The organism is uncultured Brachyspira sp. (assembly GCF_949287625.1).
Lineage (GTDB): Bacteria > Spirochaetota > Brachyspiria > Brachyspirales > Brachyspiraceae > Brachyspira.
This window is the reverse complement of the sequence record NZ_CASEGO010000052.1, coordinates 359-18,977: the sequence shown is the minus strand read 5'-3', so window position 1 is coordinate 18,977 and position 18,619 is coordinate 359. Positions and strand designations below refer to the sequence as shown.

Annotated in this window: 22 protein-coding genes and 1 riboswitch; of the genes, 1 reads left to right on the top strand and 21 read right to left on the bottom strand. The window is 31.5% G+C overall.

Annotation, left to right across the window (positions count from 1 at the left end; translation table 11 throughout):
- The first annotated feature begins 785 nt into the window (after positions 1-785).
- The gene (locus Q1X91_RS09245; RefSeq protein ID WP_300756239.1) at positions 786-1,919 is read left to right on the top strand and encodes a 1-propanol dehydrogenase PduQ; all 1,134 of its coding nucleotides are present in this window, start codon (positions 786-788) and stop codon (positions 1,917-1,919) included.
- 86 nt (positions 1,920-2,005) lie between these two features.
- Here Q1X91_RS09245 and Q1X91_RS09240 read toward each other — a convergent pair whose 3' ends face one another.
- The 21 genes from Q1X91_RS09240 to pduB all read right to left on the bottom strand — a co-directional run bounded on the left by Q1X91_RS09240 (position 2,006) and on the right by pduB (position 17,454).
- Complete coding sequence (locus tag Q1X91_RS09240; protein WP_300756237.1) at positions 2,006-2,434, bottom strand: transcriptional regulator; 429 nt, start codon at positions 2,432-2,434, stop codon at positions 2,006-2,008.
- A 28-nt stretch (positions 2,435-2,462) separates the two neighbouring features.
- Positions 2,463-2,738, bottom strand: coding sequence for a BMC domain-containing protein (locus tag Q1X91_RS09235; protein ID WP_300756234.1), 276 nt, complete (start codon positions 2,736-2,738; stop codon positions 2,463-2,465).
- A 10-nt stretch (positions 2,739-2,748) separates the two neighbouring features.
- Positions 2,749-3,057 carry a hypothetical protein gene (locus Q1X91_RS09230; protein WP_300756231.1) on the bottom strand — a complete coding sequence of 103 codons (309 nt, stop codon included), beginning with the start codon at positions 3,055-3,057 and terminating at the stop codon, positions 2,749-2,751.
- Between the two features lie 17 nt (positions 3,058-3,074).
- Positions 3,075-3,620, bottom strand: a complete 546-nt coding sequence (locus Q1X91_RS09225; protein WP_300756229.1) for a BMC domain-containing protein — start codon at positions 3,618-3,620, stop codon at positions 3,075-3,077.
- Positions 3,617-4,987, bottom strand: coding sequence for a 4Fe-4S dicluster domain-containing protein (locus tag Q1X91_RS09220; protein ID WP_300756227.1), 1,371 nt, complete (start codon positions 4,985-4,987; stop codon positions 3,617-3,619). Before Q1X91_RS09220 ends, Q1X91_RS09225 begins: the two co-directional genes overlap by 4 nt.
- A gap of 16 nt (positions 4,988-5,003) precedes the next feature.
- Positions 5,004-5,276, bottom strand: coding sequence for a EutN/CcmL family microcompartment protein (locus tag Q1X91_RS09215; protein ID WP_300756224.1), 273 nt, complete (start codon positions 5,274-5,276; stop codon positions 5,004-5,006).
- Between the two features lie 18 nt (positions 5,277-5,294).
- Positions 5,295-5,930, bottom strand: coding sequence for a hypothetical protein (locus Q1X91_RS09210; protein ID WP_300756221.1), 636 nt, complete (start codon positions 5,928-5,930; stop codon positions 5,295-5,297).
- A 32-nt stretch (positions 5,931-5,962) separates the two neighbouring features.
- Entirely contained in the window at positions 5,963-6,802 is an 840-nt protein-coding gene (gene eutJ, locus Q1X91_RS09205; protein ID WP_300756219.1) for an ethanolamine utilization protein EutJ, read from the bottom strand.
- Positions 6,799-7,431 carry a phosphate propanoyltransferase gene (pduL, locus tag Q1X91_RS09200; RefSeq protein WP_300756217.1) on the bottom strand — a complete coding sequence of 211 codons (633 nt, stop codon included), beginning with the start codon at positions 7,429-7,431 and terminating at the stop codon, positions 6,799-6,801. Before pduL ends, eutJ begins: the two co-directional genes overlap by 4 nt.
- A complete protein-coding gene (locus Q1X91_RS09195; protein ID WP_300756215.1) occupies positions 7,428-8,183 on the bottom strand; it encodes an ethanolamine utilization protein in 756 nt (251 codons plus the stop codon). The genes pduL and Q1X91_RS09195 overlap by 4 nt, the downstream gene beginning before the upstream one ends.
- A 22-nt stretch (positions 8,184-8,205) precedes the next feature.
- Positions 8,206-8,511 carry a BMC domain-containing protein gene (locus Q1X91_RS09190; protein WP_300756212.1) on the bottom strand — a complete coding sequence of 102 codons (306 nt, stop codon included), beginning with the start codon at positions 8,509-8,511 and terminating at the stop codon, positions 8,206-8,208.
- Between the two features lie 19 nt (positions 8,512-8,530).
- Positions 8,531-8,803 (bottom strand): BMC domain-containing protein, encoded by a 273-nt coding sequence (locus Q1X91_RS09185; RefSeq protein WP_300756209.1) that lies wholly within the window; start codon positions 8,801-8,803, stop codon positions 8,531-8,533.
- Positions 8,804-8,832: 29 nt separating this feature from the next.
- The gene (locus Q1X91_RS09180; protein WP_300756206.1) at positions 8,833-9,534 is read right to left on the bottom strand and encodes a BMC domain-containing protein; all 702 of its coding nucleotides are present in this window, start codon (positions 9,532-9,534) and stop codon (positions 8,833-8,835) included.
- A gap of 45 nt (positions 9,535-9,579) precedes the next feature.
- Positions 9,580-10,974, bottom strand: coding sequence for an aldehyde dehydrogenase family protein (locus Q1X91_RS09175; protein WP_300756204.1), 1,395 nt, complete (start codon positions 10,972-10,974; stop codon positions 9,580-9,582).
- A gap of 35 nt (positions 10,975-11,009) precedes the next feature.
- Positions 11,010-11,414, bottom strand: coding sequence for a heme-binding protein (locus Q1X91_RS09170; protein WP_300756201.1), 405 nt, complete (start codon positions 11,412-11,414; stop codon positions 11,010-11,012).
- A 29-nt stretch (positions 11,415-11,443) separates the two neighbouring features.
- Complete coding sequence (locus Q1X91_RS09165; protein WP_300756198.1) at positions 11,444-11,797, bottom strand: glycerol dehydratase reactivase beta/small subunit family protein; 354 nt, start codon at positions 11,795-11,797, stop codon at positions 11,444-11,446.
- 2 nt (positions 11,798-11,799) lie between these two features.
- Complete coding sequence (locus Q1X91_RS09160) at positions 11,800-13,629, bottom strand: diol dehydratase reactivase subunit alpha (protein WP_300756195.1); 1,830 nt, start codon at positions 13,627-13,629, stop codon at positions 11,800-11,802.
- A 234-nt stretch (positions 13,630-13,863) separates the two neighbouring features.
- Positions 13,864-14,364, bottom strand: coding sequence for a diol dehydratase small subunit (locus Q1X91_RS09155; protein ID WP_300756192.1), 501 nt, complete (start codon positions 14,362-14,364; stop codon positions 13,864-13,866).
- A gap of 22 nt (positions 14,365-14,386) precedes the next feature.
- Positions 14,387-15,073 (bottom strand): propanediol/glycerol family dehydratase medium subunit, encoded by a 687-nt coding sequence (locus Q1X91_RS09150; RefSeq protein ID WP_300756190.1) that lies wholly within the window; start codon positions 15,071-15,073, stop codon positions 14,387-14,389.
- 10 nt (positions 15,074-15,083) lie between these two features.
- Positions 15,084-16,745 (bottom strand): propanediol/glycerol family dehydratase large subunit, encoded by a 1,662-nt coding sequence (locus Q1X91_RS09145; protein WP_300756188.1) that lies wholly within the window; start codon positions 16,743-16,745, stop codon positions 15,084-15,086.
- Positions 16,746-16,761: 16 nt separating this feature from the next.
- Positions 16,762-17,454, bottom strand: coding sequence for a propanediol utilization microcompartment protein PduB (gene pduB, locus Q1X91_RS09140; protein WP_096736034.1), 693 nt, complete (start codon positions 17,452-17,454; stop codon positions 16,762-16,764).
- 311 nt (positions 17,455-17,765) lie between these two features.
- Positions 17,766-17,951: riboswitch (cobalamin riboswitch) on the bottom strand.
- Between the last annotated feature and the right edge of the window lie 668 nt (positions 17,952-18,619).

The following is an 18,619-nucleotide window of genomic DNA, read 5'->3' as shown; positions in this document are numbered from 1 at the left end:
TTTAATTATTTATAGATGTAATGATAACTTATAAATAGTATAAAGTATTATTTAGCATTAATAAAATAAGTTTAAAATTTATTATAATAACTATGTTTTACTTAAAAAATGCAGTCTTTTTGCTTCTTTGGGACACCAAAAGAAGTGGGGGTGTGGGGGCAAAGCCACCACAAACAATAAATTTGAAAAACTAATTTTGACAAATTATAATTGTTTAGGTATATACTAAAAATTTTTAAGTTTATCAATTTTTTTGTTGTTCTTTTTCCCGCCGCAAAAAGAACCAAAAAGTGCAAGTATTAAAATTATTATTAAATAGTACTAATTATGTTCTATATGTAAGATAAATTACCAAATTCAGTGTAAAATGTAGCCTTTCGCTACCGACACCACAGGCGTACTTCGTATGTGGCACACCTGCCTACGGCACGCAGAGCTGGCACGACTGTATGTTTCGCAGCAAAGCCCTGCAATATTTCAATTTAAAAAAATAATTTTTTGACAAACTGTATTTGTTTAGGTATATACCAAATATAAAACATTTATTTATACAATAATTAATACTATAAACAAACTTATAAAAATCCTACATCAATAGTTTTTGAAACACATCTGCTATTATAAATTATTATGATATTAAAAATATATATTTTGATAATATTCTATTGACTTTAAACTATACAAATGTATAATTTAAATATCAAGCAATAGATCTTTTAATTTTTCCCTATCTTTGTATAAAAAATATGTGTAAAAATGACATAAACAGATGGGAGTTATTATATATGATAGAGTTCATTTTAAATACAAAAATAATATCAGGAAATAATGCCTTATTAGAATTGGATCTTTCAAAGTCAAAGCGTGTTTCTATATTTACCGATAATAACATGCTTAAAATCGGGGCTTGCGATTCTACTATAAACCTATTAAAAAATAAAAATATTAATTATGAAATATTTTCTGATATAGAACCAGACCCTAGTTTTGAAATCGTTATAAAATGTTTAAGTAAGATTTTATCATTTGATTCTGATACTATAATAGCAATAGGAGGCGGATCTGTAATAGATACTGCTAAATCTGTAATATACTTTGCTTTAGAAGTTAATAAAAGAATGTCTGATAATTTAAAAAAACCTATTTTCATAGCTGTACCTACTACAAGCGGAACAGGCTCTGAAGTTACTTCATACACCATAATAACGGATAAAGAAACTCATAGAAAAGTACCTCTTGTATCTAATGAAATGCTCCCAGACATAGCCTTATTAGACCCTCAGTTTACTATGACAGTACCTCCTAGAATAACAGCAGAAACTGGAATGGATGTTATGGCACATGCTTTTGAATCGTATGTTTCTGTGAATGCTAGTCCTTTTACTATGCCGTATAGTGAACATGCTATAGTTGGTGTATTTAATAATATATCTAAAGCTGTACATAACGGAAAGGATATTGATGCCCGTATAGCTATGCATGAACTCTCCTGTATAGCAGGGGTCGCTTTTAATAATGCGGGTTTGGGTTTAATACATGCTATGGCACATTCACTTGGAGGAAGATTTAGACAGCCTCATGGAAGGGCTAATGCTATATTAATGCCTCATGTTATAGAATATAATGCCAAAAATTGTGAAAAATCTGCTAGAAAGTATGCTAAAGTTATAGATTTATTAAATGTAAAAAATATTGATGATGTTTCAGCTTCATGCGAAATATTAAAACATCTAATTTTGGAATTAAATAAAAATATAGGAATAAATCAAAAAATAACAGAATATGGTGTTGATAAAAATGAATTCGAAAATGCTATAGAAGAAATGGCTTCAAATGCTTTAAAAGATGTATGTTTATTAACCAATCCTGTTAAGCCTAGTTTAGAAGATGTGAAAAATATTTATAGAAAACTTATATAAATATAATTGAATATAATAAAAACTGCAAAATTAATTACAAAAATATTTTGCAGTTTTTTAATATATAAAAAATATAATATAAATACTTAATTACTTGAATAAACTACACGTAAAAATTTAGCATAGAAAGGTGTAGAGAAATTAACACAATCTCCTTTTAATGCAGATACTATTTCTCCCTGTTTAGCTTCAGTTATATTTTGATTACTCTCAGCTATAAGAACACCCTCTAAAACAATATAAATCTCATCGCTATTTAATACGCATTTTATAGAAGAAGCATTTAATTCCATCAATAAACATTTTAATACCCCTCTCTCATCTGTATTAAAAACATCTGTTATGTATACATTTTTATCTATATCAGACTGAACTTTATTAATATCTGAAATATTTTTCTTTATTATTTTTCTGCTATTTGAATTATTTTTATCTTTATATCCAGAAGCAGTTCCAGTATGTAAAAAGGTGCAGATTGTTTCTGACACGATAGACTGAATATCTTTATTTTCCATAATCCGAAAAAACTCCTTTAGTTTTTATTTAAGGTATAATACGCCATAAATCATTATGAGGCTTTGTGATAACAGTATATCTGCATTTACTATTTAATTTTTTTATAGCAATTTCAGCACTTTTTACAGCCTCTTTAATATTGGATATACTGCCAGCTATAATAATAACAACTATACCAGAACCTATACGCTCTTTATCTATAACTTCTACATTAGCTGCATTTAAAAGAGTATCTAAAGCACTAATAACCGCAACATATCCTGTAATTTCTATTATTCCAATAGATAAATTCAAATTTTCCATTAAAAAATCTTTATAAATTTACTCTATTTAATACTTCAGTTATAACTTTTTTTATAATCTTTTCATCAGTGATATTAAGTTTATTAACCAAAATTTTTATAGTCTGTTTTACTATCTCAGTGCTTTCATCTTTTACACAAGAGCATCTGCAATTATCAGCAATATCTTTTTTATAAACTATTTTTATCCCTTTTGATTTAATAATATCCATAGCACTTGGAGTAAATATCACATTATTATCAGCTTCTATAATTTCTGTATTATCTTTTATAAGATCATAAACATTCTGGCTATTATAAAGTATTTTATTTTTATTCATAAATACACACTCCAAAATTATAAAATAGAATTATATAATTCATCTATAGGAGAAGGAAGTATACAATAATCAACAACAAGCCCGTCATCTTCAGCCTTTTTAATTCCAGCCTTAACAGCCTCTTCAACAGCACTAATCTTACCAGTCATTGTAATATAAGATTTTCCGCCTATAGCAAAACCAAGCCTAACATTAACTAATGATACATCGCTTGCCTTAGCAGCATCATCAGCTCCCTGTACAGCAGAAGCAATAGAAAAATATTCTATAACTCCAATAGCCTCTTTAGGAAAATCGCCCAAAGTACCATTAATAGCTTCTATAACTGTATCATGAACATTTGCTATTACAAAAGAATTAATTACAGAATGTCCTCCAGCATTAAGAGCCGCATTTTTAGATGCTTCTACAGCCCCTACATCTCCGCTGAATATAACAATATACTTTCCGGGGCATACAGAATGAGATCTCAAAATCTTCACATTCGCAGTTTTTCCTATATAATCTGTAACTAATATTCCCTTAGCTATGCTGTTCAATTCTATCATTCCTATAGACTTCATTTAATACTCTCCCCATTTATAACTATTTTTTCACTGTCAGCAGACTCTACAATACCATTAATACTTGAATGAATATTAGCCCCAACTTTATCTATTGGTACTGCAGCTATAATTTGACCTTCTTTAACTAAATCGCCCTCTTTAACTAAAGCCTCAGCAGGCATTCCTATATGCTGCCTTAATTCTATACATACTCTTGAAACTTTAATTTCTTTAGGGTTATCCAAGTCTGCTTCATCATGGGCATATTTATCCAATTCTAAAATTCTAGTAAGTCTGTTAGTTGATACCCTTCTATATTCTATAGATGAGTGTACCCCATAATCTTTTACATTTCTGTCCAATTTAATATTCGCTTTTCTCAAAAGTGATTTAATGTATATATTCATGTTTGAAGGATTAATACCCATAGGACAAGAATAAAGTTCGCATATACCGCACTCACAGCAGAAATATGCCTCTTTAAGTATGTCCAATACATTCTCACTATTATTTTCTATATTATCCAAATCAGCAAATGCGGAAGTACGCATAACCAAATGAGGGTGAATTTTATGACCGATTAAATTTCTAGGGCATAATTCAGAACAAGCAGAACATTGTATACATGAACATTTAGCTAAAGAAATCATCTTATCATAATTTATATTTTTCTTTTTTACCAAATAATGATCATTATCAATAACTATCAAAGCCCCAGTTGTTTTCTTAACAAACAAATTATTAGTCTCTTTTATAGGATAATATCTACCCATCATAGGACCGCCTACTATGACATATTTATCATCATCATTTACGCCAGACTGATATAAAATCTCTCTTAAATTAGCACCTATAGGAGCTTTAACAATAGAAGGTTTATCTACCTCTCCTAATATTGACATATATTTTGAAGTTACAGGTATATCGCTTAAACTATCATAAATATTGCATAAAGTAGCAACATTAAATACAACACAGCCCACCTCTAAAGGTATACCTCCAGCCTTAATAACTCTTTTAGTAATATTGTATACCAAAGTCTGTTCATCACCCAAAGGATAAAAACTTTTAAATGTCTTTATTTCTATAGGAGCATTTTCTTTTTTTATAGCTTCAGATAATGCTTCTATTTGCTTAGTATATTTTTTCTTAGTACCGATAATTATATGCTCAGCTGATATTTCATTACCTATAACGGTTAATGCTTTTATTATTTTATCAGCATATTTCAGCATTAAGAACTGATCCGTTTTTAATAGGGGTTCGCATTCTGCTGCATTAGCTATCAAATATTCCACTTTTTCAGGCAATTTTATATGTGATGGAAAACCTGCTCCGCCGGCACCCACAATACCAGCATTATATATTTTTTCTTTCAAACTCATATATAAACCTTCATTTTTATTTATTTAAATCAACCTGATCCACTATTCCCACTATAACTGCATCTATAGGCAGCATATCTTTATCACCCTGAGCATTTCTAGCACCGCTTCCAGAAGTAATAATAACTATATCGCCTATACCAGCTCCTATATAATCACAAGCTACAATAATATCCAATTCTTTATTAGTATCTGGTTCGAATACTCTTGTAATTAAAAGTTTGCTTCCAGATAAAGCCTCCTCTTTTTTTGTAGCCCATACACTCCCTATTACTTTTGCTAGTACCATTAATAATTCCTTTTAATTTTATTCATTATAAATAATGTTTATTTTATTTTCTTTTATATAATCCATAACAAGCGGTGTTATTATAACATTATTTCTTACTGCAATGCTTGAATAATCCTTAACAATATCCATTATATCACTTTTAGTAATAACTTTTTTATCTCTAAAATCAAATGAAGATGATGAACTTTTAATTTCATTATTACTATTTTTACTAAAATATGATAAAAAACTTTTACTATCAAGTATTATAAGCCCGTAAGATTTTGCTGTATTTTCAAGCTCTAATAATTTAGAAAATAATTGATTAGAAGCTGTTTTTTTATAATTATCAAATTTATCATTATCTTTTAATGCCAAAACTTTTTTTCCAGCTAACAAAGCATTAATTATAAAAGAAGTATTACTGTCTTTATATAAAAGATTGGATATAGAAGATATAATCTCAGCAGATAAATCAGCTATTATAAACATACAATGATTATTAAAATCGCAAGCATTATTAGATATATCAACTTTATATCCCATATTTTCTAATTCGCTTTTGAAGCAAAAACTATTATTATCCGATAGAACAAATACAGAATCTATGCATGTTTTATTTAATTGATTTATAACTTCTAGTACAATTTTTTTTAATACTAAATCGTCCATAAATTTATAATACTTCCTCTAATTTTTATTAATTAATCCTTGTTATTTTTAACCAAACTCATAGCTATCCCCAAAGGCGTAACCAAAAAAGGATTTTTAGGCTTTATAGTATGCACATTAGTTTCTTTTTCAACAACATTTTCAAACCCGTCCAAGCATACTGTACCGCCAACTAAGCAAATTAAATCTACATCATAATCTTTTATATGCTTGCTTATTATGCTGCCTACCTTTTGTATTACTGGAAGAACAATTCTGAATATCTCTTTTGAATTATTTTTATCTTTCTTTTTATTTTCTGCTTCATTAAAAGAAATACCATAATTTCCAGCAATAGTAAGAGTAAAATGCGTCCCGCCAGTAGGCTCATCAGCCGTATATATCATTTTACCATTATTAAATATAGCAATACCAGTAGTACCTCCGCCCACATCAACAACTGCTCCGTTATCTATATTTAATATATAGTTAGCAGCTTCAGGCTCTTCTATCACATTTAATACCTCAAACCCAGCACTCTCAGCTACATATCTATGCGTAGCAACTGATTTGTTGTTAACTCCGGGCGGCATAGCAATAGCAGCATTTACAAGCTCAACTCCAAGCCTATTTTCCAATTTTCCCTTTAATTCTCTGACAATAGAGCAAGCCCTAGAATAGTCAACAACAAGACCATCTCTTACTACTTCAGCATATTGAAGCTCCGTTGCTATAGGATTGCCTTTTGAATCTACAACTACCAATACAATATAAGCAGTACCTAAATCAACACCTACATACAGTTTATCATTTATATCAAAATCTCCGTTTTTTTCTATACAGTCAGTCGTCTTATCTATAATAGAATCAACATATTCAAATGAAAAACTCATAAAATGATCTCTCCATATCCCTGACTGAGTAAACCGCATGCATTTGCTTCATCAAAATCTATATGCATAGCAGGCATAAACTTATCACTAACCCTTACAACAACCTCATCAAATATTAAAGATCTAATACCATAAACTTTAACTTTAACTATCTGACCATTATACAAATTCCATTCTGAAGCATCTTTTTCTCTTAAATGTATATGTCTTTTAGCCACTATAACAGAATTTTTAGCTTCTATACTTCCATTTTTTCCAATTATAGTTATATCTCCAGCACCCTCAAGCTGTCCCGATTCATTAATCGTTATATTTTTAATACCTAATGCCCTAGAATCAGATATAGACAACTCTACCTGAGTATTTTTTCTCACAGGACCTAATATAGCTATATTATTCATTTCTGACTTAGCACCAACAAGTTTAACACGCTCCTCACTTAAATACTGCCCAGGCTGCGAAAGATCTCTTTTCGGAGTTAAAGAATAACCTTTTCCAAACAATATTTCTAAATCACTTTGAGACAGATGTACATGCCTTGCTGATATTTCCACCTTTATGATTTTTCTTTTGCTAAGCTCATATTTAATGGAATCAGATATTTTATTAAAAAATGAATTATCTGTCATTTGCTTATATCCTTACCGGTATGTGCCATCAACATTAATATATAAACAGCACTGCTCATACGATTCAATAACTTTATAAGGTCATCTCTTTCATTTTTCAAAGCATTATATGCTGCAAGCTCCGCTTCTCTAACAGCTGTTCTTATAAGATTAAGTTTTATAACAGTAAAAGGCATATTACAATTAACAAAAATATGATCGCATCCGAAATACTCTTTTGGGTGATGAGACATTTTTCTAATCTCTTCTTCTGTCAAATCGAATATGGTATCAAACTCTAAACTTTTATTTGAAACCTCAGAATATAATATAGTATGTATTAGCTTCTGATATTTTTTTAAGTATTCAAGCAATTTATCCTCATGTCTTTCTTTAAACTGATACTGTATATCAACAATTAAAGAAAGCAGACTGTCTAATTTTCCCCTTAGCACTATCCTAGGATGATTTTTCTCAACTAATACATTATCATATAAATGAGTATAATTTTCAGGTTTAGTATTCAATTTTTTATTTGTACTATAGTCTATATAATACTCCATATTTTCTATTTCTTTTATGCCATAGGATTTAGGACTTGATGTAGAACTTCCTGCATTAAAACCGCCTGATTTTATTTTAAGTTCTATTTTGCGTGAAGCCAAATATTCTTTAGCAGAAGGAGTTACAAAAACGCCCTCTTCTATAAAATATTCTGATACATCTCTGTTAAGTATCTCGCTTCTAAGCATTTGTTCTGTTAAAACTTTCATAATAAACCTATTACTTTATATATTACTCTTCTTTACTGCTGTTATTAACTTTTGGAGCTGGAAGAAGTGTTTCTACTTCTTCATGAGGTCTTGGTATTACATGTACGCTGATAAGCTCTCCTACTTTAGCTGCAGCTGCTGCTCCTGCATCTGTTGCTGCTTTCACTGCTCCTACATCTCCGCGTACCATAATTGTTACTAATCCTCCGCCTACTAATGTTTTTCCTACTAGATTAACATTAGCTGCTTTTACCATAGCATCTGCTGCTTCTATAGCAGATACCAAACCTTTAGTTTCTATCATACCTAAAGCCATAGAACTTGCCATATTATTAGCCTCCTATTAATTATTTTAATATAGTTTCTACTTCTTCATGAGGTCTTGGTATTACATGAACGCTGATAAGTTCGCCTACTTTAGCTGCAGCTGCTGCTCCTGCATCTGTTGCTGCTTTCACTGCTCCTACATCTCCGCGTACCATAACTGTTACCAAACCTCCGCCTATTAATGTTTTACCTACTAGATTAACATTAGCTGCTTTTACCATAGCATCTGCTGCCTCTATAGCAGATACCAAACCTTTAGTTTCTATCATACCTAAAGCCATAGAACTTGCCATATATATTACCTCCAATGATTTTTATTATTTTATTGATTATTATTATTTTTTTTCTTTTTTCTTGTTTTTTTCTTTGAAACAGTTTCATTAGAAGCCGTTTCATTATCTGTTTTGTTATTAATATCTTCATCAAAAAGCGATGTATTATTAATTACAACATTACTATCTGATGAATTATTATCAGCATTTTCATTAATTATTTCTGTACTGTTTTCTGATTGTTTGTTTTCCAAAGTCTCTTCATTCTCTTTGTTTTCTATGTCAGAATTATCAGCATTTTCATTAATTATTTCTGTACTGCTTTCTGTTTTTTTATTTTCCAAAGTCTCTTCATTCTCTTTGTTTTCTATGTCAGAATTACCAGCATTTTCATTAATTATTTCTGTATTGCTTTCTGATTGTTTGTTTTCCAAAGTTTCTTCATTCTCTTTGTTCGAATCTTTATTATTATCAAAAGATACATATTCAAAAAGAGAATTAAGAACCTGTTTATCCAATCTGGCTATAACATTACTGCCTAAAACCTTTCCAACTTTCTCAGCAGCAGCAACGCCGCAGTCAACAGCAGCTTTAACTGCAGAAACATCTCCGAAAAATGATACTGCAATTCTTCCGCTTCCCACATGCACCATAGAAGGAAAAATTATATTACTAGCCTTGGATGCTGCATCTAAAGCCTCAACAGCAGCAGTATGACCATGAGTTTCTATCATACCTAAAGCATATTCCATAATAATTAATATCCTCTTTTATTAAGTATATAAAAATATAATTATTTATCTAACAAATAACCCATTTTTTAATACGCATCTTCTTTTTCTTGTGAAAGTTACTGTACTAGTAATACCGTCCCCAGTACTGCTTGCTAATGTAAAACTAGTGTATCCTTCTCCTCCCAATCCTATTCCCGCATATGAAGGAGCATTTTTTACAAATATTGTTGTCTGAAGTCTTTTCGGTGCTATTGTAAGTCTGTCAATATGTTTAGAGTGCATAGCAGCAGTATGTCTGCATCCGTCTTCCAATTTCACAGCCAAATCCAATGCCTCATCAAAATCTTTGCATCTTATCAAAGGAAGCACAGGCATCATAAGCTCTTTTACAGCAAAAGGATGTTCTTTATGTGTTTCCATTATTATTAGTCTAGGATCATAAGGACATTCTATGCCTAAAGTATCTAATATATATTTGGCATTTTTACCTATAAACTTTTTGTTTACAGCTCCGTCTTCATTTATAACACCTTTTTCAAGTTTCACCATATCTTCTTTTTTAGAAATTTTAAATGCATTATTCTTTTCCATATTAAACATCAAATAGTCAAATATAGAGTCCACTGCCAATACTTCTTTTTCTGCTATACAAGGCATATTATTATCAAGAGAAGCACCAGCCACTATATCAGCAGCAGCCTGTTCTATATCAGCAGTCTCATCAACTATAACAGGAGGATTTCCAGCACCTGCCCCTATAGTTTTCTTACCGCTTTTTAGTCCCTTAATAACTATAGGCATACCTCCAGTAATACATAATGCATTTACTTTAGGACTTTCCATTAAATAATCAACCTCTTCAACTGAAGCCTTAGAAATAGTAACTACTAAATTTCTCTCGCCTCCAGCTTCTATTATAGCCTCATTTATCTTTCCTACAAGCCAATTAGATACTTTTATAGCACTAGGATGAGGACTAAATACAACACTGTTTCCTGCAGAAAGCATATTTATACTATTGCATATTATAGTTTCTGTAGGATTGGTAACCGGAGTTATAGCACCTATTACACCAAATGGAGAAAATTCTATTAAGCTAAGACCGTCATCACCAGTTAAAGCTCCTGTTTTTAAATCTTCAACACCAGTACATCTTTCTATAGCTAATGTATTTTTATTTATCTTATCTTCCACTCTTCCCATTTTGCTTTCTTCTACAGTCATAACAGACATCTCTTTAATAAGAGGTCTCAATTTATTTCTTATAGAATCAGTTATTCTTTTTCTTTCTGACAAACTAGAGCATAAAAATTTCTTCTGTGCAATACTTGCATACTCAATAGCTTCTTTCATACTGTCAAATACACCTAATGTATTGCAGCTGCTGCTTCCAGATTCAATAATATTAATATTTTTAGCAACTTCTCTCACTATAGATTCTATTAATTTCTCATCCATATTATATTCTCCGTAAATATATTTTTACATATCTATTAAATGTTCCTATTAAACGCCTCTAAAGCCGCCTTAGCTATAACTACATCTTCCTCAACCGCTCCGCCACTTATTCCAACAGCTCCCAATAATTTACCGTCTCTAAATATTGGAATTCCTCCGCCAAACATTACAAGCTCTCCAGACATAGCCGTATCAAGTCCGCATAAACTGTCATCAATAAGCTTTTTTATATCGGAAGTAGGAACTTTTAATGATATACTGCTGTAAGCCTTTTTAAAAGCTAATTTCTCGCTTATTTTAAGAGCATTATCCATTTTACAAAAGAAAATCTCCTCGCCATGACTATTAACTATAGAAATACACACGTCAACATGTATGCTTCCAGCTTTTTTTATAGCCTCCAAAGCCATGATAAAAGCGTCATTTAAATTAAGCTCCATAAACATTCCTCAATCACAATTAATTATAATTAATCATCATTCAATATAAAATAAATTCCCTTAACAAGTCTGGCTGAATTTGTGCCAATATTTCTCATATTCTGCATATTCATTGATTTTACAGAATATAAAAACAAAGGCGTATTTTCTTCCAAATTAGCATAATGCACGGCAATATTCTCATTATCCATAGCTAATCCAACTGACAATTTTGAAGCAATAGCAGCCTTATAAGATGCCTCAGCAGCATTTTTATAACCATCTCCATTTTTGCTTTCAACTACATATGGTATGCCTTCTTCCTCTATCCCATATAAAACCTGATCCATTAATTTTGAATCTGCATTGCCCAAATTATATATAATGATAGATGGTATATCCATAATTATCTATTTCCTCCAGACCTAACATAATCCAATATAAGCCCAGTAGCAACTGCATTTCTAGGACCCTCTTTTCCTCTTATGTTGCCTCTTCCAGCAACTATCTTATAATGAGATAAAGCATCCATAACCATTTGAGGTATCTCAAAATCTAATGATGACCCCCCAACCAATACTACAAACGGTATATCTCTTATATTTCCAGTAGTACTTACCGTTTCTAAGGCTCTTATAGAATTAAATACAAAAACTTTTTCTTTTGCACTTCTTCTTACAATCCTTATTTTCTCTAAAGGTATATCAGATTCTATAGGAACAAAATTATTCTCTTCTACTACTACAACTCTTGCAAATAGTTTAGGATCTAAAGGCTCTTTAAAAAACTGTACTGTACCATCTTCATGTCTTATATGAAATATGCTCTCAACTTTAGCTAAAGGATATTTCTTTATTCTTTCAGCCATTTCAAGATCATCTAGTCCCAATTCGGAATTAATTAGAAGTGTAACCATATTTCCTGCACCTGCAAGATGCGTATATGATATTTTTCCGTTTTTATCTATAAGAGAAGCATCAGTACTTCCAGCCCCCATATCTATAATAGCTAAAGGAGATGAAGAACCAGGCGTAGTTAAAGCCCCTAATATTGCCATATCAGCTTCAACTCCACCTACTTCAACATCAATATTTAAATCTTTTTTAAGCTCATTGGCTATTATCTCCATCTGAAGCCTATCAGATTTAACCATGCTAGCTATACCTACAGCACTTTCCATAGAAAATTCATTGGCAAGACCGCCCTTAACACTTCTAGGTACAAAAGTATCTACAGCTAAAAGATCCTTAATCTTAATATCATCTTTATTTTTATTTGTGAGCTTAGCCATAGTCTGTCTTACTTTTTCTATCATACCGCCTATATTAGTTCCAGCCTCACCAATAATATCTTCTATATCATCTGCTTTATTAATAACAGACATTATCTTTTCAGCACCTGCTTCTATATCAACCTCTAATGTCCTTTTAGAATCAATTATAGTTAATTTACCCGCTGGTATTCTTCTTTCTTTGACATTACCTTCAGGAGTTTTTATTACAACAGCAGAACGGTTTCCTATCAAAGCCCTTGATATAGGTACAACTGACTGAGTTTCTTCAGGTGATAAATTAAATACTGTTGCTATACCGTAAGGATTGGATAATGTCTCAATAACCTTACCCGGAAGAGCTACCTCTAATGCACAAAGCATACCAATAGGAACTTTATCTATAAGTGTAACCTCATCAACTATTGGAATATTTTTGTTTATTCTGTTTTGTACAAGAACTCCGTCATCTTTCTGTAAAATCAAACCATTAACATTAATACCCCTAGATATGGTCTCATTAACAGAGTCTGCAGCATCTTTAAAATCCACAGTATTAGGAACAACGATTATTACATCTTCACCTTTTTTTATATTGGAAATATCATTATAATGAACACTTATGCCTATACCTATTCCAGAACCGCCCGGTGTCTTTGGATTATGCCCTATCATAGTAGATTCAGTTACAACAGTTTCAGTTATAGTCTCCATAGCTACATCACCAATAACAGGAGTAGCTTCATTTATTCTTATTAGAGATATATCTTTAACTGTAAGATTAACTTTATCCAAACTCTTTTTTAGAACTCCAAAAATACCATGCTTATTAGAAAAAGTACCTTTTATACCTGTAGTAAATACCAAATCACTAGATATAAACTCTGCCTCATTATTATCACTAATTTTGGCAACAGCAATCTCAGTGGTAGAATTACCTATATCTATTCCAGCAATATATTTCATTGACACTTCCATTAATAAAAATTCATTATTACAGCCAATAAAAATTGTTTAATAATTACATGCTTCAAATTACTATGCACCATATGTCAACAATTTTTATATTAGCTTCCAGCATTAAAAAATTATTATTTTTATTATTATTGCTAATAAAAATTGTTCGCTCAAAATATATAGCAAATGAATTTGCTATATGCTCACAATTTTTATATTTGGCTTTATAATATTTAAAAATTATTATTTTCTTCTTAAACGATCTCTCTTTTCATAAACTTCAGCTGCCTCTCTAACTAAAGAAGCTGATATTGTAGCAGAATATTTATTTTCAAGCTCATCAGCTATAGCAATAAGTTCGGCTTTAGTTGATCTGAAAGGTCTTAAAGCATTATATATTTCTAATATCCTGTCATCGCTTATTCTTGTTAATTCAGCAGCCCTTCTCAAATTCATAGCAAATATCTTTCTTCCTACAGACTCAGCTATTTGTGCCTGATATTCCAAAGTTTCAGCGGTAATACGAACATCATTAGGACCTACTCTGTCGCTCATTACTGCTTCTAATGTAATATCATCTAAACTTTTTCCTGTAGAAGTTTTTATCAAATCTTTTCTATTATAGCCTAAAGGATAATCTTTAGCACTTACATTAATAGTATTAGAAACACTTTTAACATTGCTGGTATTGCTAATATTATTAACTATTTCTTTTATCATTTTTTCTAAAAGTTGTTCATCCATATTTTATCTCCTTACAAAATTATTACAGCGAAACTGAAAGCTCTATAGGATCTGCATTATCAACAACATGTTCAGTTTCTTTTATATGAAGTAAAGCGGCAATTGCCTGATATTTAGGACGAGCCATTTGATCATTACGAACTGGTACAGGAGTTGGAGATTCTCCTTTAGCATATTTAGCAGCATTTTTACCTATAGCTCTGAAAGTAGGCAAATCCAAAAGAGGTGCCTGAGGAAATAATTCAACATTACTTAAAGGAAGCAAATCTTTTTGGTGTATAACTGTAGTGCCTTTAGACTGTATACCTATACCTATTCCAGAACCGCTGTATTTTGCAGCTGCATTGGCTATAAATGAAACATCTGATGTATGCAGGAAACGCAATATACGTGCTTTTAATCCTTCTTCTTCTATACCTGCAATTAATTCTCTTAATACCTGAGAATGAGGTATATGAACTATAGTTTCAGTTTGATGAAGTCCGAAAGAAGGAGCTAAGCCTATTACTACTTCAGATTTATTTTTACCAACTTCAGCTTTTCCAAGCTCTTTAAAATTAAGAGGAGGCGGAGCCTGATGATTAGTACTTACATTAGGATTCGGATTAGAACCTGCAGAAGTACTGCTGCCTGTATTATTATTTTGATTATTAATATTTTTTATAACTTCGCTAACTATTAATTTGAGAGTTTTTTCATCTATATTCATTACTTACTCCTTAAATAGAATCTGGGCTTATAGCATTAGGAATATTTTTTATTTCTTCCCAGCGTTCTTTACTTATTTGATAACCAGTACTAGGACCATGATAGTCATTAACATCATTAACAGCACTAATAACATAGCCGTTTCTATCAATAATAGCTGAAGTATGCAAATAATCGCCTGCTACACGCTGTTTAAGCATATTCAAAACACTTTGAGCAACATCTTCAAAGCCTTTTCTATATAAAGCTTTAACAACATCTAAACCTGTTATTCCATTATTAAGTATGCTTTGTGCTGCTTTTAAATCTTCTACAACATTTCTGTCCGGCATATCTTTACTTCCATGTGCATAAGTTGCAGCTTCTACTTCTTCATCTGTGATTTCTGGGAAGCCCAAATCAGCAAATATAGCCTGCATAGCTCTTGCAGCTTTATTTCTAACAGCTATTATTTCTTCTTCTTTTACAGGTCTTAGTCCGCCGTCAACTTTTAAGTCTCTTTGTAATACATTGATATCGTCAAAGTCTTCAGCATCAAAGTTAGAACCTGCAAACATATTGTCATAGTTAGGAGTAGAACTATAACCAGAGAATATAAAGTCAGTACCAGGGAGGAACTGCATAAGCATTCTTGCTGTTCTTCTTATATCTGAGTGAGAGAAAGTTTGGTCATTACCAGAAGCAACTTCCAAATCCAAACATTCTGTAATAAGGTTTTCAGCCAAAACTGCTCTGATACCGCTAGGAACTCCGCCCGGAACACCTATACAGCTTATAGAACCATTCTGCAAACCTTGTACTCCTGCACCTTTAGTAATGAATACACATCTAGCCTCTAAATAAAGCATAGATTTACCTTCTGCATATCCCATCTGTACTTCACTTCCAGTACCAGAAGTAAAACGCATTTTTAAACCGCGTGATGCATAAGATGAAGCTAGGAAAGCTTTAGAATATGGAGTATCATCTCCGTCTGTAAATACTCTTTCTGTTCCATATACTGATATTGTTTCTGCATAACAGGTTAATCCTCTCATACCTAATAACAATTCAGTAGCCTCTTCTAATGAACATTGAGTAAGTATACCAGGTCTTCCAACCTGAGCACCTACTAATAAGCCTAAAGCATTAAAAGGAGCATAACGAACTATACCTACTGTAGTTTCTTCTTCATCAAAACCTCTGACAGCTGCTTCTGCCGCATCTGCTGCTATTTGTATTGGGTTATCTTTTACATTAGTTACATGGCATTGATTGGAAGGAGTTTTTCTTGCTCTCATTTTCTGCAAAGCCATCATCATTTCAACAACATTCATACAGCTCATAACTTCTGATATTTTAGCAGGAGTTATAGATGTTGTTATAGGGATTATTTCGCTTCTTTGTACATTAGGATCGCATAGCATAAGAGCTATTTTTTTTGAGTCAATACTCATAGCTTTTTCAGCATTTTCAATATTTATAGAATAATTAGCAATAAATGTATCTATAAAATCAAAATCTTCAGCTTTTTTACCATCAAGCTCAACTATTTTGCCGTTTGATATTTTTATGCTAGGTTTAGGATCATTAGGTCCGTCCATAGCTACAAGACCTACCTCAGGCCATTCACCAACAAATCCGTCCTGATTTACTGGTCTGTTTCTTAATATTTCAAATCTTTTAGATTTCATGAACTTCTCCTAATAATTAAATTATATATGATGGTCTGTCATTTTTAGGTTTAGAGCCTAAAGTTCCCAATAATTCACAGCCTATTTCTCTTGCAGCTATTACAGCCTGTCTAACAGCACCAGAATCTCCGCATATCTGTAATATAACTTCGTTTGAAAAACTAGTACCGCTTGCAGGAGAAGCATATCCTACTACTTCTACATTAGCAGATTTAACAGCAGTATCAGCCATTACTACACCTATAGCAGCAGGAGCACCAACACAAATACCGAAAGCCTTGCCTATTGGGGCACCAAATGCTTTATTGCAGGCATAACTAGCTCTTGCAGTGTACTGTAATTCTATATGTCCAGCCTCATTTCCGTAAACATCGCCGAAAGTTCTGTCTAAATCTTTTAATGCAACTTCAACTGCACGTCTTGAATCTGAAACATCATCAGAACCGAATATAATCAAGTTACCATGACCAGCACCGCCTTTTGTATCACGTGCCAACTGTATAGAAACAATTTCTGTGTTTGTAGCCTTCACAGCCTCATCAGCAGCCATAATATGAGGACCTGCACCTGTTCTGCCGCCTATAATACCTATAGAGCGGTATTTTGTTTCAAAATTCATCTTTTCCAAAACACTTTTGTCTACATTAGCAATAACAAGCCCTATAGTGTCTCCCATAGCAGTGCCTACAAACTCTATTGCTTTACTCATATAAAAATCCTCCTTAAAAAATAATAAAATTAATGTTATTTTTTTAATTAAAAGGCAATGATTATATGACAAAGATTAATTTTAGATTATTAGAATAGAAAAATTATCAAAAAATGCACAATAAACCATTGCTATACATATAGTATAAAACAACGGCATAGCATTGTCAATAACAAGATATCATTTTTTTAAAAAATGAATAAAATTTCACAGAATTGAAACAATATGAAATTAAATTGATAAAATTGAACAAATTTATATTTTGAACTAATTAAATATTAAATTACTATGAATTCCATTCCATGCTCCTCGATAGAAATAAATTATGTATTGAAATATTCCGACTTACAGCTTTCTACACCCTACCTTCTCATCACCTCAATAGGCAACAATGGTTTACTAGGGTTCGCTACTGAATACGGCTACGGGCTAGTATAGGATTCTGACCTATTTCCTTCAGTACATATCTATATTATAATAAAAAAATTATAATAAATCAATAGACTTGTTTCAAAAGTACTTGACAATATTAACTTTAAAATTATTTAATCTTAAATCAATCTTAAATCATAAAATACAATGTTTTATATGTTGTATAATTTCTTATTTTAGTATATAAAGATGCAGTCCTTTTGCTTCTTTGGGTCACCAAAAGAAGCGGGGGTGTGGCACGACTGTGTACTTCGTAGGGCTAGTCCCCACAAATACTAAAATTTAAAAATTTATTTTTTGACAAATCATATTTGTTTAGGTATATACTGAAAATTCTTAAATTTGTCAATTTTTTTATTCAACTTTTTCCCGCCGCACACCACAGGCGGACTTCGTCAAAGTTGCAAAAAGTGCAAATCTAAAAATAATACTAAACAGTACTAATTATGTCTTAAATGTAGAATAAATTATTAAATTTAGCCTGAAATATACCCTTTCGCTGGACTTCGTCGGCACGCAGAACGGGCACGACTGTGAAGTCCAGCAATATTTTCAATTAAAAAAAATAATTTTTTGACAAACTATATTTATTTATGTATATACTCATATTAAAAATATTTCATAATTTTATATCAATTAATCTCAAAAGTATAATGCGTAACGGCCTCATCAGGACGGAAATAATCGCTGCCATTGTCTTTAATTATTTTTAACATATCAGCCATAGCTTTAT